The 17,875-nt window shown below is 68.6% G+C and carries 19 protein-coding genes, 1 tRNA gene and 1 pseudogene; 6 read left to right on the top strand and 15 right to left on the bottom strand.

The window, feature by feature from the left end:
* Window positions 1-129 precede the first annotated feature (129 nt).
* The 6 genes from QM582_RS15415 to QM582_RS15390 form a co-directional block, all read right to left on the bottom strand.
* Entirely contained in the window at window positions 130-882 is a 753-nt protein-coding gene (locus QM582_RS15415) for an ABC transporter permease (RefSeq protein ID WP_415085851.1), read from the bottom strand.
* The gene (locus QM582_RS15410) at window positions 879-1,607 is read right to left on the bottom strand and encodes an ABC transporter ATP-binding protein (RefSeq protein WP_415085849.1); all 729 of its coding nucleotides are present in this window, start codon (window positions 1,605-1,607) and stop codon (window positions 879-881) included. The genes QM582_RS15415 and QM582_RS15410 overlap by 4 nt, the downstream gene beginning before the upstream one ends.
* Window positions 1,600-2,145 (bottom strand): TetR/AcrR family transcriptional regulator, encoded by a 546-nt coding sequence (locus tag QM582_RS15405; RefSeq protein WP_415085847.1) that lies wholly within the window; start codon window positions 2,143-2,145, stop codon window positions 1,600-1,602. Before QM582_RS15405 ends, QM582_RS15410 begins: the two co-directional genes overlap by 8 nt.
* 79 nt (window positions 2,146-2,224) lie before the next feature.
* Window positions 2,225-2,464, bottom strand: coding sequence for a response regulator transcription factor (locus QM582_RS15400; RefSeq protein ID WP_415085846.1), 240 nt, complete (start codon window positions 2,462-2,464; stop codon window positions 2,225-2,227).
* 343 nt (window positions 2,465-2,807) lie between these two features.
* Complete coding sequence (locus QM582_RS15395) at window positions 2,808-5,147, bottom strand: CHAT domain-containing protein (protein WP_415085844.1); 2,340 nt, start codon at window positions 5,145-5,147, stop codon at window positions 2,808-2,810.
* 359 nt (window positions 5,148-5,506) lie between these two features.
* Window positions 5,507-6,388: a LysR family transcriptional regulator gene (locus QM582_RS15390; protein ID WP_415085842.1), complete on the bottom strand. Its 882-nt coding sequence runs from the start codon at window positions 6,386-6,388 to the stop codon at window positions 5,507-5,509.
* A 25-nt stretch (window positions 6,389-6,413) separates the two neighbouring features.
* On the opposite strand from QM582_RS15390, the pseudogene QM582_RS15385 reads away from it, so the two are divergent.
* Together QM582_RS15385 and QM582_RS15380 are read left to right on the top strand one after the other, a co-directional pair.
* Window positions 6,414-6,731: pseudogene (locus tag QM582_RS15385) on the top strand (hypothetical protein); the annotation flags it as partial.
* Window positions 6,732-6,798: 67 nt separating this feature from the next.
* Complete coding sequence (locus QM582_RS15380) at window positions 6,799-7,386, top strand: EamA family transporter (protein ID WP_415085840.1); 588 nt, start codon at window positions 6,799-6,801, stop codon at window positions 7,384-7,386.
* 508 nt (window positions 7,387-7,894) lie between these two features.
* Here the strand turns inward: QM582_RS15380 and QM582_RS15375 are convergent.
* Both QM582_RS15375 and QM582_RS15370 read right to left on the bottom strand, forming a co-directional pair.
* Window positions 7,895-8,332, bottom strand: coding sequence for a toxin-antitoxin system YwqK family antitoxin (locus tag QM582_RS15375; protein ID WP_415085838.1), 438 nt, complete (start codon window positions 8,330-8,332; stop codon window positions 7,895-7,897).
* Window positions 8,329-8,763: a VOC family protein gene (locus QM582_RS15370; protein ID WP_415085836.1), complete on the bottom strand. Its 435-nt coding sequence runs from the start codon at window positions 8,761-8,763 to the stop codon at window positions 8,329-8,331. The genes QM582_RS15375 and QM582_RS15370 overlap by 4 nt, the downstream gene beginning before the upstream one ends.
* 45 nt (window positions 8,764-8,808) lie before the next feature.
* Here QM582_RS15370 and QM582_RS15365 point away from each other — a divergent pair, with 45 nt between their 5' ends.
* Both QM582_RS15365 and QM582_RS15360 read left to right on the top strand, forming a co-directional pair.
* Window positions 8,809-9,114 carry an ArsR/SmtB family transcription factor gene (locus QM582_RS15365; RefSeq protein WP_415085835.1) on the top strand — a complete coding sequence of 102 codons (306 nt, stop codon included), beginning with the start codon at window positions 8,809-8,811 and terminating at the stop codon, window positions 9,112-9,114.
* Window positions 9,111-10,034, top strand: a complete 924-nt coding sequence (locus QM582_RS15360; protein WP_415085833.1) for an SRPBCC domain-containing protein — start codon at window positions 9,111-9,113, stop codon at window positions 10,032-10,034. Before QM582_RS15365 ends, QM582_RS15360 begins: the two co-directional genes overlap by 4 nt.
* Window positions 10,035-10,115: 81 nt before the next feature.
* Here QM582_RS15360 and QM582_RS15355 read toward each other — a convergent pair.
* Window positions 10,116-10,188 (bottom strand) — tRNA-Ala (locus QM582_RS15355).
* A 65-nt stretch (window positions 10,189-10,253) separates the two neighbouring features.
* Window positions 10,254-11,192, bottom strand: a complete 939-nt coding sequence (locus QM582_RS15350; protein ID WP_415085831.1) for a phosphotransferase family protein — start codon at window positions 11,190-11,192, stop codon at window positions 10,254-10,256.
* A 125-nt stretch (window positions 11,193-11,317) separates the two neighbouring features.
* On the opposite strand from QM582_RS15350, the gene QM582_RS15345 reads away from it, so the two are divergent.
* Window positions 11,318-12,394: an alpha/beta fold hydrolase gene (locus tag QM582_RS15345; protein ID WP_415085830.1), complete on the top strand. Its 1,077-nt coding sequence runs from the start codon at window positions 11,318-11,320 to the stop codon at window positions 12,392-12,394.
* A gap of 123 nt (window positions 12,395-12,517) precedes the next feature.
* Window positions 12,518-15,265, top strand: a complete 2,748-nt coding sequence (locus tag QM582_RS15340; protein WP_415085828.1) for a PEP/pyruvate-binding domain-containing protein — start codon at window positions 12,518-12,520, stop codon at window positions 15,263-15,265.
* Window positions 15,266-15,718: 453 nt separating this feature from the next.
* Here QM582_RS15340 and QM582_RS15335 read toward each other — a convergent pair whose 3' ends face one another.
* The 5 genes from QM582_RS15335 to QM582_RS15315 all read right to left on the bottom strand — a co-directional run.
* On the bottom strand, window positions 15,719-16,336 hold the full coding sequence (locus tag QM582_RS15335; RefSeq protein WP_415085826.1) for a histidine phosphatase family protein: 618 nt from the start codon (window positions 16,334-16,336) through the stop codon (window positions 15,719-15,721).
* A gap of 1 nt (window position 16,337) precedes the next feature.
* Entirely contained in the window at window positions 16,338-16,721 is a 384-nt protein-coding gene (gene rsfS, locus QM582_RS15330) for a ribosome silencing factor (RefSeq protein ID WP_415085824.1), read from the bottom strand.
* Window positions 16,722-16,752: 31 nt separating this feature from the next.
* A complete protein-coding gene (gene nadD, locus QM582_RS15325) occupies window positions 16,753-17,385 on the bottom strand; it encodes a nicotinate-nucleotide adenylyltransferase (protein ID WP_415085823.1) in 633 nt (210 codons plus the stop codon).
* Entirely contained in the window at window positions 17,385-17,519 is a 135-nt protein-coding gene (locus QM582_RS15320) for a hypothetical protein (RefSeq protein WP_415085821.1), read from the bottom strand. The genes nadD and QM582_RS15320 overlap by 1 nt, the downstream gene beginning before the upstream one ends.
* A 150-nt stretch (window positions 17,520-17,669) precedes the next feature.
* The coding region (locus QM582_RS15315; RefSeq protein ID WP_415085819.1) for a hypothetical protein at window positions 17,670-17,875 on the bottom strand (206 nt) is incomplete at its 5' end.

Here is a 17,875-nt window from a genome sequence, read left to right as displayed (position 1 = left end):
CCAGCACCGGCGTAATGAGGGCCACGGTCGTGGTCATGCGTCTCCCCTCGGTGATGCCCCCGGCATCACACCGCACGCAACGTCGGGTTCAACTTGGCGCGCCCCGGCGCGGCCGACCGTCGCACCCGCTCAGCGGTTGAGCTGGAGGCGCGACCATGCCAGGCAGGAGAGCAGGACGGACGCCAGGGGAACCGCGAGCGTGAGCGCCAGTTGCGAGGCCGTCACGGCGGCGCCGCCGGACATGGCCCAGAGCGCGGGTGCGGCGAACGGCATCCAGCCTCCGGCTCCGGCGAGGGCACCGACCTGAGCGACGACAACGAGCGCGACCGTGCATCCGACGGCCGCGAGCACGGAGCGGGTCACTGTTGCGATCCACGCGATCGGCCCCGTGATCCCCGCGGACAGGAGGGCCAGGATGAACAGCCGCCCGAGCGCCGCCCACGCTTCGGCGTCCGGCGAACCGTACCCGAGCGCGAGACCGAGGACGAGGACACCCACGGTGAGCATGGTGCCGACCACGACAACCCACAACGCGTAGACGGTGAGCTTGGCGAGCGCGATTCGGGCGCGGCCGACGGGCAGGGCGAACAGACCGGCGATCGTGCCCTCGGTGAACTCGCGGCCGAACATCCAGGCCAGCACGATCCCGAAGCCGAGGATGGCGGCGACGGCGGTGACCTGGGCTGCCCCGGCCAGCAGGCCGTCCCAGTTCAGGGTGCCGGCGGGCCCGGCCTTCGCCGCCAGGTCGGGGTTGCCGCCGGCCACGCCCGCGGTGATCCCGCCGAGCAGTGCAAGCATGCCCACAACGACGGCGAGGGTGGCGATCACCCCGACCAGGGAGTGCGTCAGCTTCACGGCCTCGGCCCGGATCGCCGCCCTCATCGGCGAGCCTCCGCACCCTGGCGCTGCTCGTCGTCGTCACGGATGCGTTCGAAGAAGACGCGTTCGAGGTCACGCCCGGTCGTGTCGAGAGTGCCGATCAGGCGTCCCGCGTTCATCAGCAGCACCCGGTCCGCGATCCGCGCCACCTCGTCGAGATGGTGGCTGCTGACCAGGATCGACGCGCCCGCCCGGGCACATCGCAGCAGTTCTTCGCGGAGCAGGATCACCGACGCGGGATCGAGCGCGTTGCTGGGCTCGTCCAGCACGATCAACCTGGGGTTGTGCTGCATGGACGCGGCGAGGCCGACGCGCTGCCGGTTGCCCAGCGAGAGACGCCGAAACCGGCGCTCCGCGACCGAAGCGAGCCGCCACCCCTCGATCGCCTGCTCGACACACCCAGGGTCGGCGCCACGCAGGAGCGCGGCGAGCCCCAGGTTCTTCCGGACGGTCAACTCCGGGTAGGCCAAGGGCACCTCGATCAATGCCCCCACCTGCACCCAGGCGGACCCGGGCACCGCGTCCAGTGGCTGCCCGAGCACCCGCACGGTGCCGGACTGCGGACGGAGCATCCCGAGCGCCAGGCGCATCAGGGTCGTCTTTCCAGCGCCGTTCAGACCGACCAGCGCGACGATCTCGCCCGGCTCGACGGCGAACGCCAGATCGGTGACGCCGGCGCCATTGTGGAACACGCGGCTGACCTGCTCGAAGGCGAGCACCTCACTCACCGCCCAGCACGTCGACGGCCGACGCGAGGACGTCATCCAACGACGCGCCCTCCATCTGGGCCCAATCGAGCAACGCCGTGCTCAGTCCCGCGATCACCGCGGCCACCGCGATGCGGGCTGGGGCCTCCAGCACACCACGATCGAGCAACGCAGCCGTCAGTGCGGCAGCGGTGTCGTTGCTGTTTCGCTCCACCGCTCCACGCAGCGCCGGCGTCCGGGCCACGATCAGCAGGATCTCACGCAGCTTCTGGGTGCTCTCGGCGTCGACCTGCAACCATGCCTGCCGGATGCCCTGCACCAGGGCCCGCATCGGGGGTTCTTCGCCGGGGCGGGCGCGCACCGCCTCAGCCATCAGCGGGTCGAACGGGTCGGCCAGCAGCAGCGCCTCCTTCGTGGCGAAGTGTCGGAACAACGTCATCTCGCTGACCCCGGCACGCTCCGCGACCTGGGCCGTCGTGGTCGCCTCGTACCCGCGCTCGGCGAACAACTCCACGGCTGCCCGCTGCAGCGCCTGATGCGTCCGGTCCCATCGCCCCATGCCTCATATGTTAGTCACTAACTATTTTTCGGCAACCCAGACACCTCCGCCGGCGACTTCCACCCGCGCCGTCGTCGATTCAGTTGAGGTCGGCGATGCCGGTGCGGAGGGCGAACAGGACGAGTTGGACGCGGTCGCGAGAGTGGGTCTTGGCGATGAGGTTGCCGATATGGCTCTTGACGGTGGGCATGGTGAGCCAGAGCGCGTCGCAGATCTCCTGATTGCTGAGCCCCTGGGCGACGAGGCGAAGCACCTCGCGTTCGCGGCGGGTGAGCAGGCCGACGACCGGACGGCATCGGCGCCGTCGATGGCCTGCCACAGCACGCGCATGTCGGGTTGGGCGTCGATGATCATGGCGAGACCGGCGGTGAAGAAGGGTTCGTCGTCGGCGAGGGCGATGGTGATCACGGACGGCTCCACGGCAGCATCGCGGTGATCGTCCAGCCGCCGGTGGTGGGGTCGGGCCCGGCATGGATGGTGCCGCCGAAGGCGCGGGCGCGTTCGTCCATGCCGATGAGGCCGTGTCCGGTCTGTTCCTGCGGACAGGGCCGGAGCGTCTGGGGCGGTCTCCTGCAGCCCGCCGAAGGACACTGCGGACCTGGTGGACGGCGGGACGGTGGTGCGCCGCCATCAGCTGCTCCCACTCGATGGCCCGGGAGCTGTCAGATCGTTCGGTCGCCAGAGAAACGAAAGAGGCGCCAGCCGTCCCGGTCTGACGGGTGAACTGACCCGCGCCAAGCCGGAAATCCCTTGTCCAGTCGGACCGCGATGTCGCTGGGGACCCGAATCCGCTGGTCGGAGAACACTGCCCGGGCATGCCGATAGCTGTCCCAGGCGCTCAAGCCGGAGGCGAACCAGTGGTGGAAGGCCGTGGCGAAAATCAACGCGACCTGATCGTTCACCGGCGCTGACGTCGAGATCACCGCGCGGCACCCCTTCTCCATCAGCGCGACGTCCAACGGTACGGACCTGCCCACCTGGCCTGGACGAAACACCCCAGCACCGGAATCGCAGGCGGAGAGAAAGGTCAACTCGGTGGCACTGGCATCGACCGAGCGCAGGATGCCCGGGGCTGACAGCAGGTCATCGTCCAGCAGGATGCCGCTCTCATACTCGCGGCTCCCAGTGACCCCGTGCCCGGCCACATGGACCAGCCGCGGCCAACTCCCCCGCCAGTCAGCCATCACCACGGCATCGGTGATGGCGCGGACGATCTCCAGTTCCGCTGCTGCAGCAGCCAGATGGCTGCCGCCCGACCCGGCATACCCGATCACACCTCCCGTCAAGTCGCCGGTGCTGAGCGAAGAGCGTCGGTGGAGTCGCAACGAATGGCTGTAGGAAGCGGTCCGGAAACCCAGGGCGAGGGCCGCGTCGTGCAGAGGAAGGTCGTACGCTCCGAGCCCCGCCGAGATCAGCAGGTCGGTGATTCCACGGTCGAGGAGCACGCGAAGTGGCGTCAACAGTTGGACGAGCGCGCCGGTCACGGTTGCCCGATCGGGTGCGGGGTAGACGATCTCGAGGTCCAGCACCTGCCCATCAAGGGTCCCATTGCCGCCGCGGTAGACCACTACCGCTGAGAACCACCGGGACTGCTCCTCTACGGAGAAATGCAGGAGAGCCTCTCCGGAGGCCAGAACCTCCGGGTTGGAATGGAGTGGTACGCGATGCACGCCCGCTTCGGCGAGGCGCAGCTCCGTGGCCGACTCGGACAACAGCTCTTGGTCAAGCGGGCTGCCAAAGGCGTGACGGCGTGCAGCGTCTTCCAGAACCTGCAACCGGCGTTCCCACGCGGCGGCCACTGCGGGGGCGGCGGACCGCGTGTCGATCGAAGGCAAGGTGGAGTCGAAGAGCGCACGCTGGCGCTGGTCGATCATCGCGATCAGGTCGGCAGCTGCTGGAGCCGGGTCGATTCTCGCCGGGGCCTCCCCGACCCACTGGTCGCGATGGTCGCGCAGGATGGTGAGGTCGGTGGTGGGTACGCCGAAGTTCCACAGATGAAGTAGGTCTCCCTCCTCGATGAGTCGGTAGAACTCGATTCGAACTATTCCCACCTCGATCAGTACGTCCAGCTGCTGCGCGGTGCGGTGGTCGTCGTAGCTGAAGTGGAAGGGCAGATACGCCGGATCCTCCTCCGGATCCAGCACAATGAACAGGTCGACGGACGAGTCGCTCGGAAAGCGGATACCGAAGCTCGGGGCATAACACCAGCGTCGCAGGCTCCGCTCATCGCGGTCGGTCTCGACGATCGCCGTCAACGTCAGCACATAGCCAGCTGAGGCACGCCAGAACCGAGCCCCCTCGGTCGCGACGGTGTCGCGCAGCCACGCCGGTGGAACGTCACCAGGATGCTCCGGCCAGGCGCCGGGTACCGACAACCACACATAGCGATCCGCCCGCGCACACTCCAGTCGCATCCGGGCGGCGTCCCGCTCCGGGTCGGCACCGAGGAGACGTGCCTCCAGCGGAGTCAGCGACCATAGAAAGCTGCTGGCTGACTCTCGACACAGCCAGGCGTAGAGCTCGTCCATCGACAATCCGTCCGGCGCTTCGGCGCAGAGCGTGGAAATGCCGACTTCGAAGTCTCGAGTGGGAGCCCATCCTTCGCCCCATGTCTCGGCGATGCGTTGCTGGAGGTGTGAACCGGCGAACCACGCCCCCAACGGGGACCCGTCCCACTCTTCGTAACGTCGCGCGGCCCACAGCATGGACTGCAGCGAGGGAAGCAGCCACGCGGCTAGATCCGGGCTCAGCTCACCACCGCGCCAGGCGTGGTTGATGAGCTGCACCACCTGGCGGGTGTCCAGTTGGTCGGCGAAGACCAGGTCAGCCGTGTCGACACCGAGTAGATGGCCTACTCCGACACCAAGAACAACCGTGCATCGGGTGATCGGCCCCCGCTCGGAAAGCTCGGGAAGCCGGGACGCCCACTCCGGAGGAAACGCGCTCTCGGCCACCTGGGTGATCCACGCGCGCCGCAGCCGATCCAGAGTGTCGGGAGTCACCTTGTGTAGTTTGGCACATGCTGGGCGACCAGAGCCGTACTGCGACACAGTCCGCCTTGACAAACCGGCTTCCCTTGTCAGCCTCAGGGGTCTTGACATCCACCGACCCAGGTAAGCCCATAAGACGTACTGGCTGAAACACGGAGTCCATGCCCCTCAAACAGCCAGATTTCACATCCTGCAAATACCTGGTTCTGAGCCGCGGCAATTCCCGCCAAGCCTGCTCCCCAGGCTCGGAACAAGAATCGCACAGAGCCTGCGAAGGATCACGAACGGGCCTTCCTGATGCACGATCAGGTACAACCTGACTGGCCGGATGCTCGACGCCAGTGTGCGACTGACGACATGACAGCCGACCTCTACAACTCGCGGGGCTGCGGCGTCAGCTGGGCCACGAGGGCTCGCGCGGCGGGTGACGGGTTGAAGCCGCTCCAGGCGAGGTACTCGATTCTGGTGGGACCGGCGGCGATGGGGATGCTCCGCAGTCGGGAGTCGGCGGGAACGACTGCGGGTGGGAGAAGCGCGATGACGAGGTCGCTGCGCACCAGGTCGAGGATCAGGTCGGTGCTCATCGCCTCGAATGCCACGTCGCGCCTGATTCCCGCCACGCGGAAGGCGATGTCGGACTGCGCTCTTCCGGGTGCGCCCGCCGGAAAGTCCACGAACATCTCCTTCGCAAGATCGTGCAGCCGCAGTCGGCGTCGTGCCGCGAGGCGATGGCCGGCGGACAGGACGGTGACGAGCCGCTCGCGGGCGAGCACGCGACTGCTCACCCCCTGCGGTGTCACCGTGTCGGCGAGCCCCAGGACGGCGACGTCCATCTCGCCGTTCTTGATCGCGGCGATGAACTCGTCGCTGCCTCCGCTGCGGAGTCCGATGCGCACCGCGGGGTGTGCGCGATGGAATGCGGCGAGGGTGGCCGGGATGTCGACGGCGGTGACGGTGGGGATGAGTCCGATGGTCAGGGTTCCGCGAATCTCGCCCATTGCGGCGGCCGCGTCGGAGATGGCGCGCTCGGCCGCGTCCAGGCTTGCGCGGGCCGCTGCCAGGAACGCGTCGCCGGCAGGGGTGAGTTCGACGCGGCGGTTGGTGCGGGCGAACAGGGTCACACCCAGCTCGCGTTCGAGGGCCTTGATCTGGTGGCTGAGCGCCGATTGGACGACGTGGCACCGCTCGGCGGCGCGGGTGAAGTTGCGCTCCTCTGCGACGGCCAGGACGTACCGCATCTGCTGCAACTCCATACCATCATGATGCAGATTCATCGCAATGATGACAACAATGTGTTGGACTCATCGTAGGGGTCGAGCCGACGATGGACGCGTGACGACCGTGACCGCCCCACCCGTACCTGCCGCAACCGGCAGGAGCCGCTTCGCCTGGACGGCGCGGACTGCGATCGTGCCGATGGTGTGGGGCACGACGTACATCGTCACCACGCACCTGCTGCCCGCGGGACATCCGCTGTTCGCGGCCATGATGCGCTCGCTCCCGGCCGGGCTGATCGCGCTGCTGATCGCCGGGCGACTGCCGCGGGGGTCGTGGTGGTGGAAGAGCCTCGTGCTGGGCACCCTGAACATGGGCGCGTTCTTCCCGCTGCTCTTCCTGGCCGCGCAACAGCTCCCGGGCGGGGTCGCGGCCACCCTGGGGGCCGGTGCAGCCGATCATGATCGCCTTCCTCGCGGTAGCGATCCTGCACGAGAGACTGTCGGTCTGGCGGGTCTGCTGGGGCGTGGTCGGCATGATCGGCGTCGCGCTCGTCGTGCTGGGTCCCGACGCGGCCATGTCACCGGTGGGCATCGTCGCCGGGCTTGCCGGGGCCGCGTCGATGGGCACCGGCGTCGTGTTGACCAAGAAGTGGGGCCGCCCCGACGGAGTCTCCCCGATCGGGTTGGCCGGCTGGCAGCTCACCGCCGCCGGACTCGTGCTCCTGCCTCCCGCCCTGCTGATCGACGGCGTCCCGCCCGGTATCGACCGCACAGCGGTGCTCGGCTACACCTGGCTCGGCCTGGTTGGCGCGCTGCTGACGTACACGATCTGGTTCGCCGGTATCCGCCGGCTGCCGGTGACGGCGACGGCGTTGCTCGGGCTGCTCTCCCCGGTGGTGGCAGCGGTCCTCGGCGCTCTGATCGCCGGCGAGGCACTCACCTCGGTCCAGTTCCTCGGCTTCGCGCTCGCCCTCATCGCGATGGTCGCGGGCCAGCTTCCGTCTCCCCAACCGAGAGCACAGATCTCATCCTGAAAGGCGTAGCCATCCTGAATCGCCGGCGCCTCGACCTGCACCACCAGGTCGACCGGCGTCCGGTGGCCCGAAACGACGAAAGCCGCCCTTTCGGACGGCCCCACAAGCATCGATTGCCCTTGTGACAAGGGAAAACAAGTGGACGCAATGGAACGCTGCGGGAACAGGCGACCACGGGTCGAGAGGCTGGTTTCCGCGTGGAATCAAGGCACCTGCGGGGATGCCGACCCCGAGGGCGAGGCCGACGACCCGCTGATCGGGGCGTCGGCGGAACCAAGTAAACGACCTCGAACACGGCTCACTGACGAGGAAGTGGACGCTATGCGAACAGCCCGCGAGCAAGGTGTCAGCGTGAACGCGCTGGCGCGCCGGTTCGGGGTTCACCGAGGCACGGTCTGGGCGAAGACGCGCTGACCGACGCGCAGCAGCGCGCGGCGTACAGACACCTTTCGCGGGATGAGAACGAGGCAACGTTGACCCGCTCGGGCTCGCTAACCGCTGGGCACCCTCACTGCTTCGTTCTGTGTTGCTTCACCGCTTTCACGGTTCCGTCGGGGTTGTAGGTAATCCATTCGCCGGACTTACGGCCGTGATCGTATTCTCCGGCATCGAGCGGGCGGCCCTGGGCGTCCCAACGCTCCCATCGGCCGCGCTTGACATCGCGATCGATATCGCCGCGTTGCAACAGGGCACCGTTGGCGCGATACCAGGTCCAGGTCCCATGCAGCACGCCGTGTTCATAGGGGCCTTCGGAGCGGAGCCTGCCGTCAAGGGAGTAGTGTCGCCAGGTTCCGTGGCGCTCGCCTTCGCCGTAGTTGCCGACCATCACCCCGCCGTGGGGGTCTGGCTCGGTCCACTGGCCGGTCTTCCGGCCCTGGTCATCGAGCGTGTTGGGCGACTCAGGTGCGGCTCCTACGCGCGGCTCGTGAGCTTTGTTCCGTGTCATGACTCTGTGCTTCGCGCTACAGCGGCGGTTCGGTCGTTGAAGACCAACTCCCAGAGGTGCCCGTCAGGATCGCTGACATATGCGGTGCATGCGCCGTCGTGCTCGGCGGCTGGCTGGGCGGAGCCTCCCGCGTCTGCGGCGCGGGCGACAACATCGTCGATCTCCTTCTTACTGCCCATCGCGCACGAGACGACGACAGCGCCGGGGTGAGCAGTCACCGGGCCTGCGATACCGGCGCGTTCGACATAGGTCGCGTACTCGCTGAGCTCGATCAGAAACAGCGACAGGTTCGGCAGCTCGAAGGCGATCATGTACTCATCGATCCCCGGCGTCTGCAGGCCCAGGCCATCGCGGTAGAAGCGCAACGAGCGCTCCAGATCGGCAACGGGTAGCGAGACGACAACAGTGGCAGGGTTCACGACCACGATCATAACATGCCTTGCTATTCACATGAATGATCGGCAATACTTGAGCATATGGATGGTTTCGCGGTGATCGCTGAACCGACCCGGCGCGCGATCGTGGATCGCCTCCGGCTCGGTGAGAGCGACGTAGGCGGCCTTGTTGATGAGCTGCGGGTGTCGCAGTCGCTGGTGTCCAAGCACCTGCGGGTGCTGCGACAGGCGGGTGTGGTGGAGTCGGAGGTCGCGGGCAAACGCCGGATCTACCGGCTCACGGGCCGGCCGCTGCCGGACGTGCTCGCCTGGGTCGCGCCCTACATCGAGCGATGGAACACGAGCTTCGACCGGCTGGCAGCAGCTCTTGATGAGGAGGAACGATGACGGACACCCCGCAGGCTCCGCGCGACGAGGCGATCGCAGCGCAGGTCCACGCGCCGATCGAGGTGGATCTGGAGCTGGAGGAGGATCAATGGACGATCGTGATGCGCCGACGGTTCCCACACGCCCCGCAGAAGCTGTGGGCGATGCTCACCGAGCCCGCACGGCTCGCCCGTTGGTCGCCGATCGTGCCGGACCGTCCTTTGACCGAGCCGGGGCCCGCGAGTTGCCGGGAGAACTCGGGTGATGACCCGATCGATGCCGAGGTTCTTGTCGTTGACGCCCCGCGGCAGCTCGTCCACCGCTGGGGACCCGACCTGCTGCGTTGGACGCTCACGCCCGATGGCGAGGGCACCGCGCTCGAGCTACGACAAGCGACCGGGGGTCATGGGGCGGCCGTGATGCTTGTTGCCGGATGGCAGGTGTGCCTGGGGCGTCTGGCCGCCGAAGACGGCGCCGACCGAGAGCGCCCGACCGGGCAACGCGCGATGGCCTACGGGTGGGAGGAACTGCGCGACAAGTACCGAGACCAGTTCTCCGAGCGGATCGGCACACAGGAAGGCAGCATGAGCACAGCGTTCCGAGGAGTGTTCCTCACCAGCACCGATCCTGCGGCGACCGCGCGGTTCTATCGCGATATCGCAGGGTTCCCGTTGGAGCAGGCGGGCGAGGGCGGCTACAACTACTGGCGGCTGGACCGCGATGGCATGCAGTTCGCGATCCACGACGCACAGGCATTCGCGTCCTACGCCTACCCGCCCAATCGCGATTCCAACCTCGCCCATCTCTACTTCCGCGTAGCGGACCGCGATGCCTTCATCGCCCACCTCCACGATCTCGACGTGCAACCCTTTGCGGTCGACGATGTCGTGGTCACCGTGGTGGATCCCGATGGTCGCAAAGTCATGTTCGGCACCGCCTGAACGGCAAGAAGAAGGCGAAGAAACTAAAACGGGAACACAGGGCATCTTCCGATGTCTCGTGTTCCCGTAAGACACTCTGGGTGGAGCTAAGGGGATTCGAACCCCTGACCTCTTCCATGCCATGGAAGCGCGCTACCAACTGCGCCATAGCCCCGAACGGGCGGCTCGGTGACCCGAGCACGAGCAAGAACTCTAGCCGATCGTCGCCCGTCGCGCGAATCAACGACCGCTGTTCGGTTCAACCTCGGGAGCCAGCAGCTGCTCGGCGCACCGGCGGATCAGCCCGTGGTCCATGGCGTAGTACAGCGCGTAGAACCGGCGGTAGGCGTCGACCAGCCAGGCGTCCGCGCCGAGGCGTCCGATCAGCTCCCGCTGCAGCCAGGCGGCGTCCGCACCGTTGCCGGGATAGGGCGTCGTCTCCAGGAAGGCGACCGCCCCGACCTGGTCCAGGACGGGGTCCGCGGCGAGGGCGTGGACGCTGAAGTCCAGCACCGCGGTCACCCGGCCGTCGGCGTCCGCCATCACGTTGGCCGGCGCCAGATCGGCGTGACAGTAGGCCGGCTCGACCACCCGCGCACCGAGCCGGTCCAGCAGCCGGCTGACCTGCCCGTCCAGGTCGGGTACCGCCGCGGCGAGCAGCCCGTCGCTGTACCGGAGCCCGATCTCGATCTGGGCGGCCAACAGCTCGGTCAGCGAGCCGAACTCGTCGGGATCGCCCAGCACCCGTCCGAAACCGGTCCGCGGCAGCGGCAGCTCACGCAGCCGCCCGGCGGCGTCCAGCAGGCTCAGCAGCCCGGTCCGCCGCCGCTTCGGATCGGACGTCTCCGCCAGCCACTGCGCGAGCGGGACGCCGGGCAGCCGGCGTTCGATGCTGTAGTTCTGGGACCCCAGCCGGTCCTGACTGAGCACCCGCGGCAGCCCGAAACCGAGGTCGATGCCGGCCCACGACTCCAGCAGGTCGGCCAGTTCCCGGTCGGGCGGCGCGTCCCCGGGAGCCTGGATCCGGAGCACCCGGTCGTCGTCCAGGGCGAAGACGCGCGCCTCGCCGCCGCTGCCGAGCAGTGCGGACGCCTCGACACCGAACGACGCCAGGATCGCGGCCTCGTCCGGCCCCACCTGCACGTAGGTCTGCTCGACGGTCTCGGGCTGCTCGCTCACCGGGCGAACCTATCCGATCCGCACCCGGTCGTCGCGGCCCAGAACCGCACGGGCGGGGTCCATTTCGTCGGTGCCGAACAGTAGGCTGCGGCCCAACCGTGAGGTTCTCGACGAGGAGGTCGACCGTGCCGATTGACAACCCGTTCTACACGCCCGAGATGCAGGGTCCGTACGAACTGCACTCCCTGGGCCGCTTCGAACTCGAGGACGGCGGGGTGATCCCCGATCTGCAGCTGGCGGTCGCCACCCGGGGCACGCTGAACGCCGACAAGAGCAACGCGATCCTCATCCCGACCTGGTTCTCGGGCACCCATCAGACCTGGGATCAGGTCTATATCGGCCCCGGCCGAGCCCTCGACCCGGAGAAGTACTTCATCGTCGTGGTCAACCAGATCGGCAACGGGCTCTCGACCTCGCCGCACAACGCCGCCGACGCGTCCATCGCGATGTCCCGGTTCCCCGACGTGCGAATCGCCGACGACGTCCGCGCCCAGGAACAGCTGCTGCGCGAGGTGTTCGGGATCGAGCGGCTGGCGCTGGTCGTCGGCGGGTCGATGGGCGCCCAGCAGACCTGGGAATGGGCGGTGCGCTTCCCCGACAAGGTGCTGCGGGCGGCGCCGATCGCCGGCACGGCGCAGAACACGCCACACGACTTCCTGTTCACCCAGACCCTGCTGGACGCGATCACCAGCGACCCCGGTTTCGCCGGCGGCGACTACGCGTCGAACCTCGACGTGCAGGCCGGTCTCGGACGCCACGCCGACATCTGGGCGGTGATGGGGCTGTCCACCGAGTTCTGGAAGTCGGGTTTCTGGAAGAACATCCCGATGCTGAACGGCGAGACCACCGAGGAGTTCGAGACCTTCCAGGCCGGCTTCATCCGGGCCCTGTTCCAGCTGATGGATCCGAACGCCCTGCTCGGGGTGGGGTGGAAGTGGCAGCGCGGCGACGTGGCCCGCAACACCGGTGGCGATCTCGCCGCGGCGCTCGGCCGCATCACCGCCAAGACCTTCGTGATGCCGATCGATCACGACATGTTCTTCCCGGTCGCCGACTGTGCCGCGGAGCAGCAACTCACCCCGGGCAGCGAGTTGCGGGTGCTGCCGTCGATCGCCGGCCATTTCGGGTTGTTCGGCTTCAACCCCGACTACCTGGCGGCGGTGGACGCCAACCTCGCCGAGCTGTTGGCGACACCGGTCTGAGCCCCGGGGGGCCGCGCGGTTTCGACAGGCTCGACCGTCGGTGGTTGAGCCCGTCGAGACCGGGTTGGTGGCTTTCGACAGGCTCAACCGGCGATGGCTTCGACCCGGCCTAGAATCGAATCCATGACCGAGTGCCTGTCACCTCTGGTCCGCCCACTGGGCGAACTCTCTTCCACTGATCTGCCCATCGCCGGTGGCAAGGGCGCGAACCTCGGCGAACTGCTCCGCGCCGGCTTCCCGGTGCCGGACGGCTTCGTCGTCACCACGGCCGGCTACGACGCCTTCGTCGCCGCCAACGACCTGGACGCCCGACTCGCCGCCGCCGACTCACCGGACGCCGTCGCGGCCCTGTTCCGCGACGCCACCATGCCCACCGAGATCGCGGACGCCGTGGTCGACGCCTACCGCCGGCTCGGCGACGGCCCGGTGGCCGTCCGCTCGTCCGCCACCGCCGAGGACCTGCCCGGCGCGAGTTTCGCCGGCCAGCAGGACACCTACCTCAACATCACCGGCGCCGATCGGGTGCTGGACGCTATCCGGCGCTGCTGGGCGTCGCTGTGGAACGAGCGCGCCGTCGCCTACCGGGAGCGTGCCCAGCACGACGCGTCCGCGGCGCTGAGTATCGCCGTCGTGGTGCAACGCCTGGTGCCCGCCGAGGTCGCGGGGGTGATGTTCACCGCCAACCCCGCCAACGGACGCTGCGAGCAGACCGTGATCACCGCCGCCTGGGGGTTGGGCGAGGCTGTGGTCGGCGGGCTGGTCGAGCCGGACGAGTACGTCGTCGACCGCAGCCTGCCGGAGCCGATCGCGTCCCGGCGGATCGCCGAGAAGAAGGTGATGACGGTGCGCACCGACGGCGGCTCCGAGCAGATCGCCACCCCCGCCTCGCAGGCGTCCCGGGCCACCCTCAGCGATGCCCAGGTGCTCGAACTCGCCGCGCTGGGCGAGCGCGTCCAGCAGCATTTCGGCTGCCCGCAGGACATCGAATGGACCTTGGCCTCGATCCACCAACCGGCGCCCACTGCGCGACCATCGGCGGATCGAGGCTTGGCCGACGGCGTCTTCCAGCTGGTCCAGGCCCGGCCGATCACCGCGCTGCCCGAGCCGATCGGCGATGTGCCGACCGACTGGCCGCTCCCCCAGCCCCGCGACCTCTACTTCCGGGCCAGCATCGTCGAGCAACTGCCCGACCCGCTGACCCCGCTGTTCGCCGACCTGATCCGGGTCGCCGTGCCGATCGGACTGAACAAGCTGCTGGCCGCCTTCAACCCGAAGCTGGTCGGCACCGGCGTCGACTTCCCCACCATCAACGGCTACGCGTACTACGAGTACAGCCGGGCGGCGCTGGGCCGGATGTCGGGACTCACCCCGGTGGCCATCCTGATGCTCAGCCGGAAGGACTTCGTGCTGGACCGCTGGCACGACCACGCCCTGCCCGACTATCGGGCGGCGGTCGCGGGCTGGGTCGACCGATACCCGGCCGCGCTGCCGGCGTCCGAACTGATCGGCGGGGTCCGCGACCTGCTCACCGCGGCATGCATCTACTACAGCAATGTGCAGATGGTGATCCCGGCGGCCGCCCTCAGCGAACTGACCTGGACCGGGCTCTACAACGCGCTGCTGCGCCGCGACGGCGATCCGCAGGCTTCCGATTTCCTGCTCGGCTTCGACTCCACCCCGGTGCGGGCCGAGAAGTCGCTGCACGCCCTCGGTGTCTGGTGCCGGACGGTGCCGGGGCTGGCCGACGCGCTGGACGCCGCCCCGGCCGCGGACGTGCTGACGGCCTCCCCGGAGGGTGTCGACGCGGACGACTGGGCGGCGTTCGTCACCCGGCTGCGCGACCATCTGAGCGAGTTCGGGCACACCATCTACAACCTGGACTTCGCCAACCCGGTACCTGCCGACGACCCGACCCCGGTACTGGAGGCGCTCAAGCACGCCATCGCCGGACGGTCGGCCGATCCCGAACAGCGGCAGCGCGAGACGACCGAACGTCGCGAGCGGCTCACTCGGGAACTGCTGGCGCGACTCGATCCGGTGCGCCGCACGACGGCCGCCGGGAGCCTGGCCACCGCGCAGCTGTGGGCGCCGATCCGCGAAGACGCGCTGGCTGCGATGGGGCTGGCCTGGCCGACGATCCGGCGGCTGCTGCGCGAGCTCGGCGGACGCCTCACCGGTGCGGGTGCCATCGCCCGCCCCGACGACGTGTTCTGGCTCACCGCCGCCGACGTGGACGCCGCGTCCGCTGCCCTCGATGCCGGCACGGAGCGGCTCGACGACCACAGCGCATCGGTCGAGCAGCGGCGCCGGGAGTGGCGCGGCCGGCAACTGGCCAGTCCCCCGCAGTACCTTCCGGTGTCGGGCTGGATCAGCTGGATGGACAGCATGATGCCGGCCCACGAGGGCGAGCAGACCGGCCCAGTGCTCAAGGGCACCGGCGGCTCCGGTGGACGGGTCACCGCCCCGGCCCGGGTGCTCGCCGGACCGGACGACTTCGCCGCCTTCCAACCCGGAGAGATCCTGGTCGCCCCGATCACCACACCGGCCTATACGCCGCTGTTCGCGCTGGCGTCCGGGGTGGTGACCGATGTCGGCGGCGTGCTCAGCCACGGCTCGATCGTGGCTCGCGAGTACGGCATCCCGGCCGTGCTGGGCACCGGGAGCGCCACCAAGCGGATCCGCACCGGCGACGTGATCACCGTCGACGGAGCTGCCGGCACCGTCCGGCTGACTGGTGTGGACGAACCCGACGAGGCACCGGCAAGCCCACGAGTGCCGACCTGGGCGTGGGTCACCGCCGGCACCGCGACGGCAGCCGTCGGGGTGGCACTGATGACGAGGCACCGGCGGCACGAACCGATTCGTGGTTGATATCAGCCGCGTCGATCGGCCGCCGACAGGCTCGAACCACTTTCTCGTGGAAATGACCAGCTTCCCGGGCCATCATTTCCACCAGGAAGTGGTTCGAGGGCCAAACCTGCCGGATCACCCGCGTCATAACCACCGAAAGCTGGTTCGAGCCGACGATCGTCCACTGGGGCGGGCTCACCCCACCCTCGGTGCAGCTGCGGAAACGCAACCTCAAGCGCTATCAGTGCGGTGTTCGCTGGTTGAGCCTGTCGAAACCCGTTGCCAGCGGTCTCGGCACGCTCGACCAGCGGAAATCAGCGCTTCTCGAGCAGAGGGGGACGGGTGCCCGAGGCAGGTAGGTGGGCGTCCTGACGATCGGCCGAGCGTGCGAGGCCGATCGGAGGGTGGGCGGCGAGGGCACCCGTCCCCCTCTGCGGCAGCAGACCCACCACACATCCGGCACACCCAGAGAGCTCAGACCCCGTCCGCGACATTGTTGTAGGACAGCAGCCGCCAGCGTTCACCGCCGGGCTGCAGCACCGACCAGGAGGCGTTCCACAACCCGCCCAGGGTGAGGTTGTGGGCGTAGTCGAGGCCGAGCAGGAACACCATCGCCACCCGCAGCGCGAAGCCGTGGCCGACCGCGACCACGGTGGAGCCGTCCGGGCTGGCTTCGGCGATGTCCAGCAGCGCCTCCGCGACCCGGGCCCCGGCCTGAGCGCCGGTCTCCCCGGACGCCGAGCGCCGGGCGTCGCGTCCCGCGGCCAACGCCTCGGCGAAATCGGGGTGGGCGGCGAACACCTCGGCGTTGGTCATCCCGACCCAGTCGCCGACGTCGATCTCCTTCAGCCGCGGGTCGAATTCGATCGGCAGCCCGGTGTGCCGGGCCAGTTGCTGGGCGGTGGCGGACGCCCGACCCAGGTCGGAGGACACAATCCGATCCGGTCCGAGGGCGGCGATTCGCGGGGCCGCGGCCGCCGCCTGGGTCAGGCCCCGAGCGTTCAGGGCGACGTCGGCCTGGCCCTGGTAGCGGCCCTCCGCATTCCAGGCCGTTTCGCCGTGGCGCCAGACCACGACCCGTGCTGCCGTCATCTCAGGAGACGGAGCTGTCGACCGGCTCGGGAAGCTCCAGGTCGATCCGCGGGCAGTCCCGCCACAGCCGCTCCAACGCGTACAGGGCGCGCTCCTCGGTGTGCATCACGTGCACCACGAGATCGATGAAGTCCAGCAGCACCCAGCGGTTCTCACCATGCCCCTCGCGGCGGGCCGGCTTCGTCTTCTCGGCCAGCAGAGCCTCTTCGACGGCGTCCACGATGGCGCCCACCTGACGTTCGTTGGAGGCGCTGACGATCAGGAAGACGTCCGTGATCGCCAAGGGTTCCGATACGTCGAAGGCCACCAGATCGCTGCCCAATTTGTCGGACGCCGCCCGTGCGGCGATGCGGGTGAGGGCGATCGCGTGGTCTGTTGCAGTCATCTGGCTCCCGGTTCGGCGGTTGGTTCTGGTGCTAGCGGTAGAGGCCGCGCTTGGCGATGTACTGGACGATACCGTCCGGAACCAGGTACCAGATCGGCAGATGGTCGCGGACCCGGTTGCGGCAGTCGGTGGACGAGATGGCCAGCGCCGGCACCTCGATCAGAGTGACCTTGTCGGACGGCAGGTGCGCGATGTCGTGCTCGCCCAGAGTGGTGCCGGGCCGGGTCACCCCGACGAAGTGGGCCAGGTCGAACAACTCCAGCACCCCGTGCCAGGTCAGGATCTGGCTCAACGCGTCGGCGCCGGTGATGAAGAACAGGTCGACGTCCTCGCCGTAGTGCCGGCGCAGGTCGCTCAGGGTGTCCAGGGTGTAGGTGGAGCCGGGCCGGTCGATGTCCACCCGGCTCACCGAGAACCGGGGGTTGGACGCGGTGGCGATGGTGGTCATCAGGTAGCGGTCCTCGGCCACCGACACCTCGCGATGCGCCTTCTGCCACGGCTGCCCGGTGGGTACGAAGACGACCTCGTCGAGGGCGAATTTGGCGGCCACCTCGCTGGCGGCCACCAGGTGGCCATGGTGGATGGGGTCGAAGGTGCCACCCATCACACCCAAGCGGCGACGCCTGGAGCCGTCATCGACCCAGGCGATCCCGGTATTGGTCATCAGGCGTGCGGGCGGCTCTTACCCACGCCGAAGACCACCCGCAGCCCGATCAGCAGCAGAATGAACACCGCTCCGCCGATGATCCACGGCTGGTACGGATTGTGCGCCGCCGCCGTCTCCAGTAGAAAACCCATGCGCGGGATCCTAACGGGCCGGGGCTGCCGGGACCACCGCCCCGCCGCAGGGCGGATCGGACGGTTGCCGCGCCGCTTGCCCCGTCCGCCTCGCCGGCCAACCACGTTGACATCCCGACTGGGTGCGCCGCCCATCCGGCGCTCGCCTAACTATTTGGGGCTCGCTGAACTCAGCGAGCCCCAAATAGTTAGGGAAGCGCTGATCAATGCTGTTCCGAGCGAGGACGTGCCCGGCGGGATGAGCTGCGGCCCCCAGATCTTGTGGGCGTACTGGACGTACGGCGCAAGTTTTGGGGGCCGCAGATCGCCCGCCGGGGACGCCGCAGCCGGGACATGATTGATCAGCGCTTCCTTAG

It is taken from the genome of Micropruina sp. (assembly GCF_047607385.1).
In the GTDB taxonomy this organism is placed as follows: Bacteria; Actinomycetota; Actinomycetes; order Propionibacteriales; family Propionibacteriaceae; genus Micropruina.
This window is presented reverse-complemented; position numbering and strand designations above follow the sequence as displayed.

Excerpts from the sequence above, each read along its gene's own strand:
- QM582_RS15415 (WP_415085851.1), bottom strand. The coding sequence starts at position 882 with ATGAGGGCGGCGATCCGGGCCGAGGCCGTGAAGCTGACGCACTCCCTG.
- QM582_RS15405 (WP_415085847.1), bottom strand. The coding sequence starts at position 2,145 with ATGGGGCGATGGGACCGGACGCATCAGGCGCTGCAGCGGGCAGCCGTG.
- QM582_RS15390 (WP_415085842.1), bottom strand. The coding sequence starts at position 6,388 with ATGGAGTTGCAGCAGATGCGGTACGTCCTGGCCGTCGCAGAGGAGCGC.
- QM582_RS15375 (WP_415085838.1), bottom strand. The coding sequence starts at position 8,332 with ATGACACGGAACAAAGCTCACGAGCCGCGCGTAGGAGCCGCACCTGAG.
- QM582_RS15370 (WP_415085836.1), bottom strand. The coding sequence starts at position 8,763 with ATGATCGTGGTCGTGAACCCTGCCACTGTTGTCGTCTCGCTACCCGTT.
- QM582_RS15365 (WP_415085835.1), top strand. The coding sequence starts at position 8,809 with ATGGATGGTTTCGCGGTGATCGCTGAACCGACCCGGCGCGCGATCGTG.
- QM582_RS15360 (WP_415085833.1), top strand. The coding sequence starts at position 9,111 with ATGACGGACACCCCGCAGGCTCCGCGCGACGAGGCGATCGCAGCGCAG.
- QM582_RS15340 (WP_415085828.1), top strand. The coding sequence starts at position 12,518 with ATGACCGAGTGCCTGTCACCTCTGGTCCGCCCACTGGGCGAACTCTCT.
- QM582_RS15335 (WP_415085826.1), bottom strand. The coding sequence starts at position 16,336 with ATGACGGCAGCACGGGTCGTGGTCTGGCGCCACGGCGAAACGGCCTGG.
- rsfS (WP_415085824.1), bottom strand. The coding sequence starts at position 16,721 with ATGACTGCAACAGACCACGCGATCGCCCTCACCCGCATCGCCGCACGG.
- nadD (WP_415085823.1), bottom strand. The coding sequence starts at position 17,385 with ATGACCAATACCGGGATCGCCTGGGTCGATGACGGCTCCAGGCGTCGC.
- QM582_RS15320 (WP_415085821.1), bottom strand. The coding sequence starts at position 17,519 with ATGGGTTTTCTACTGGAGACGGCGGCGGCGCACAATCCGTACCAGCCG.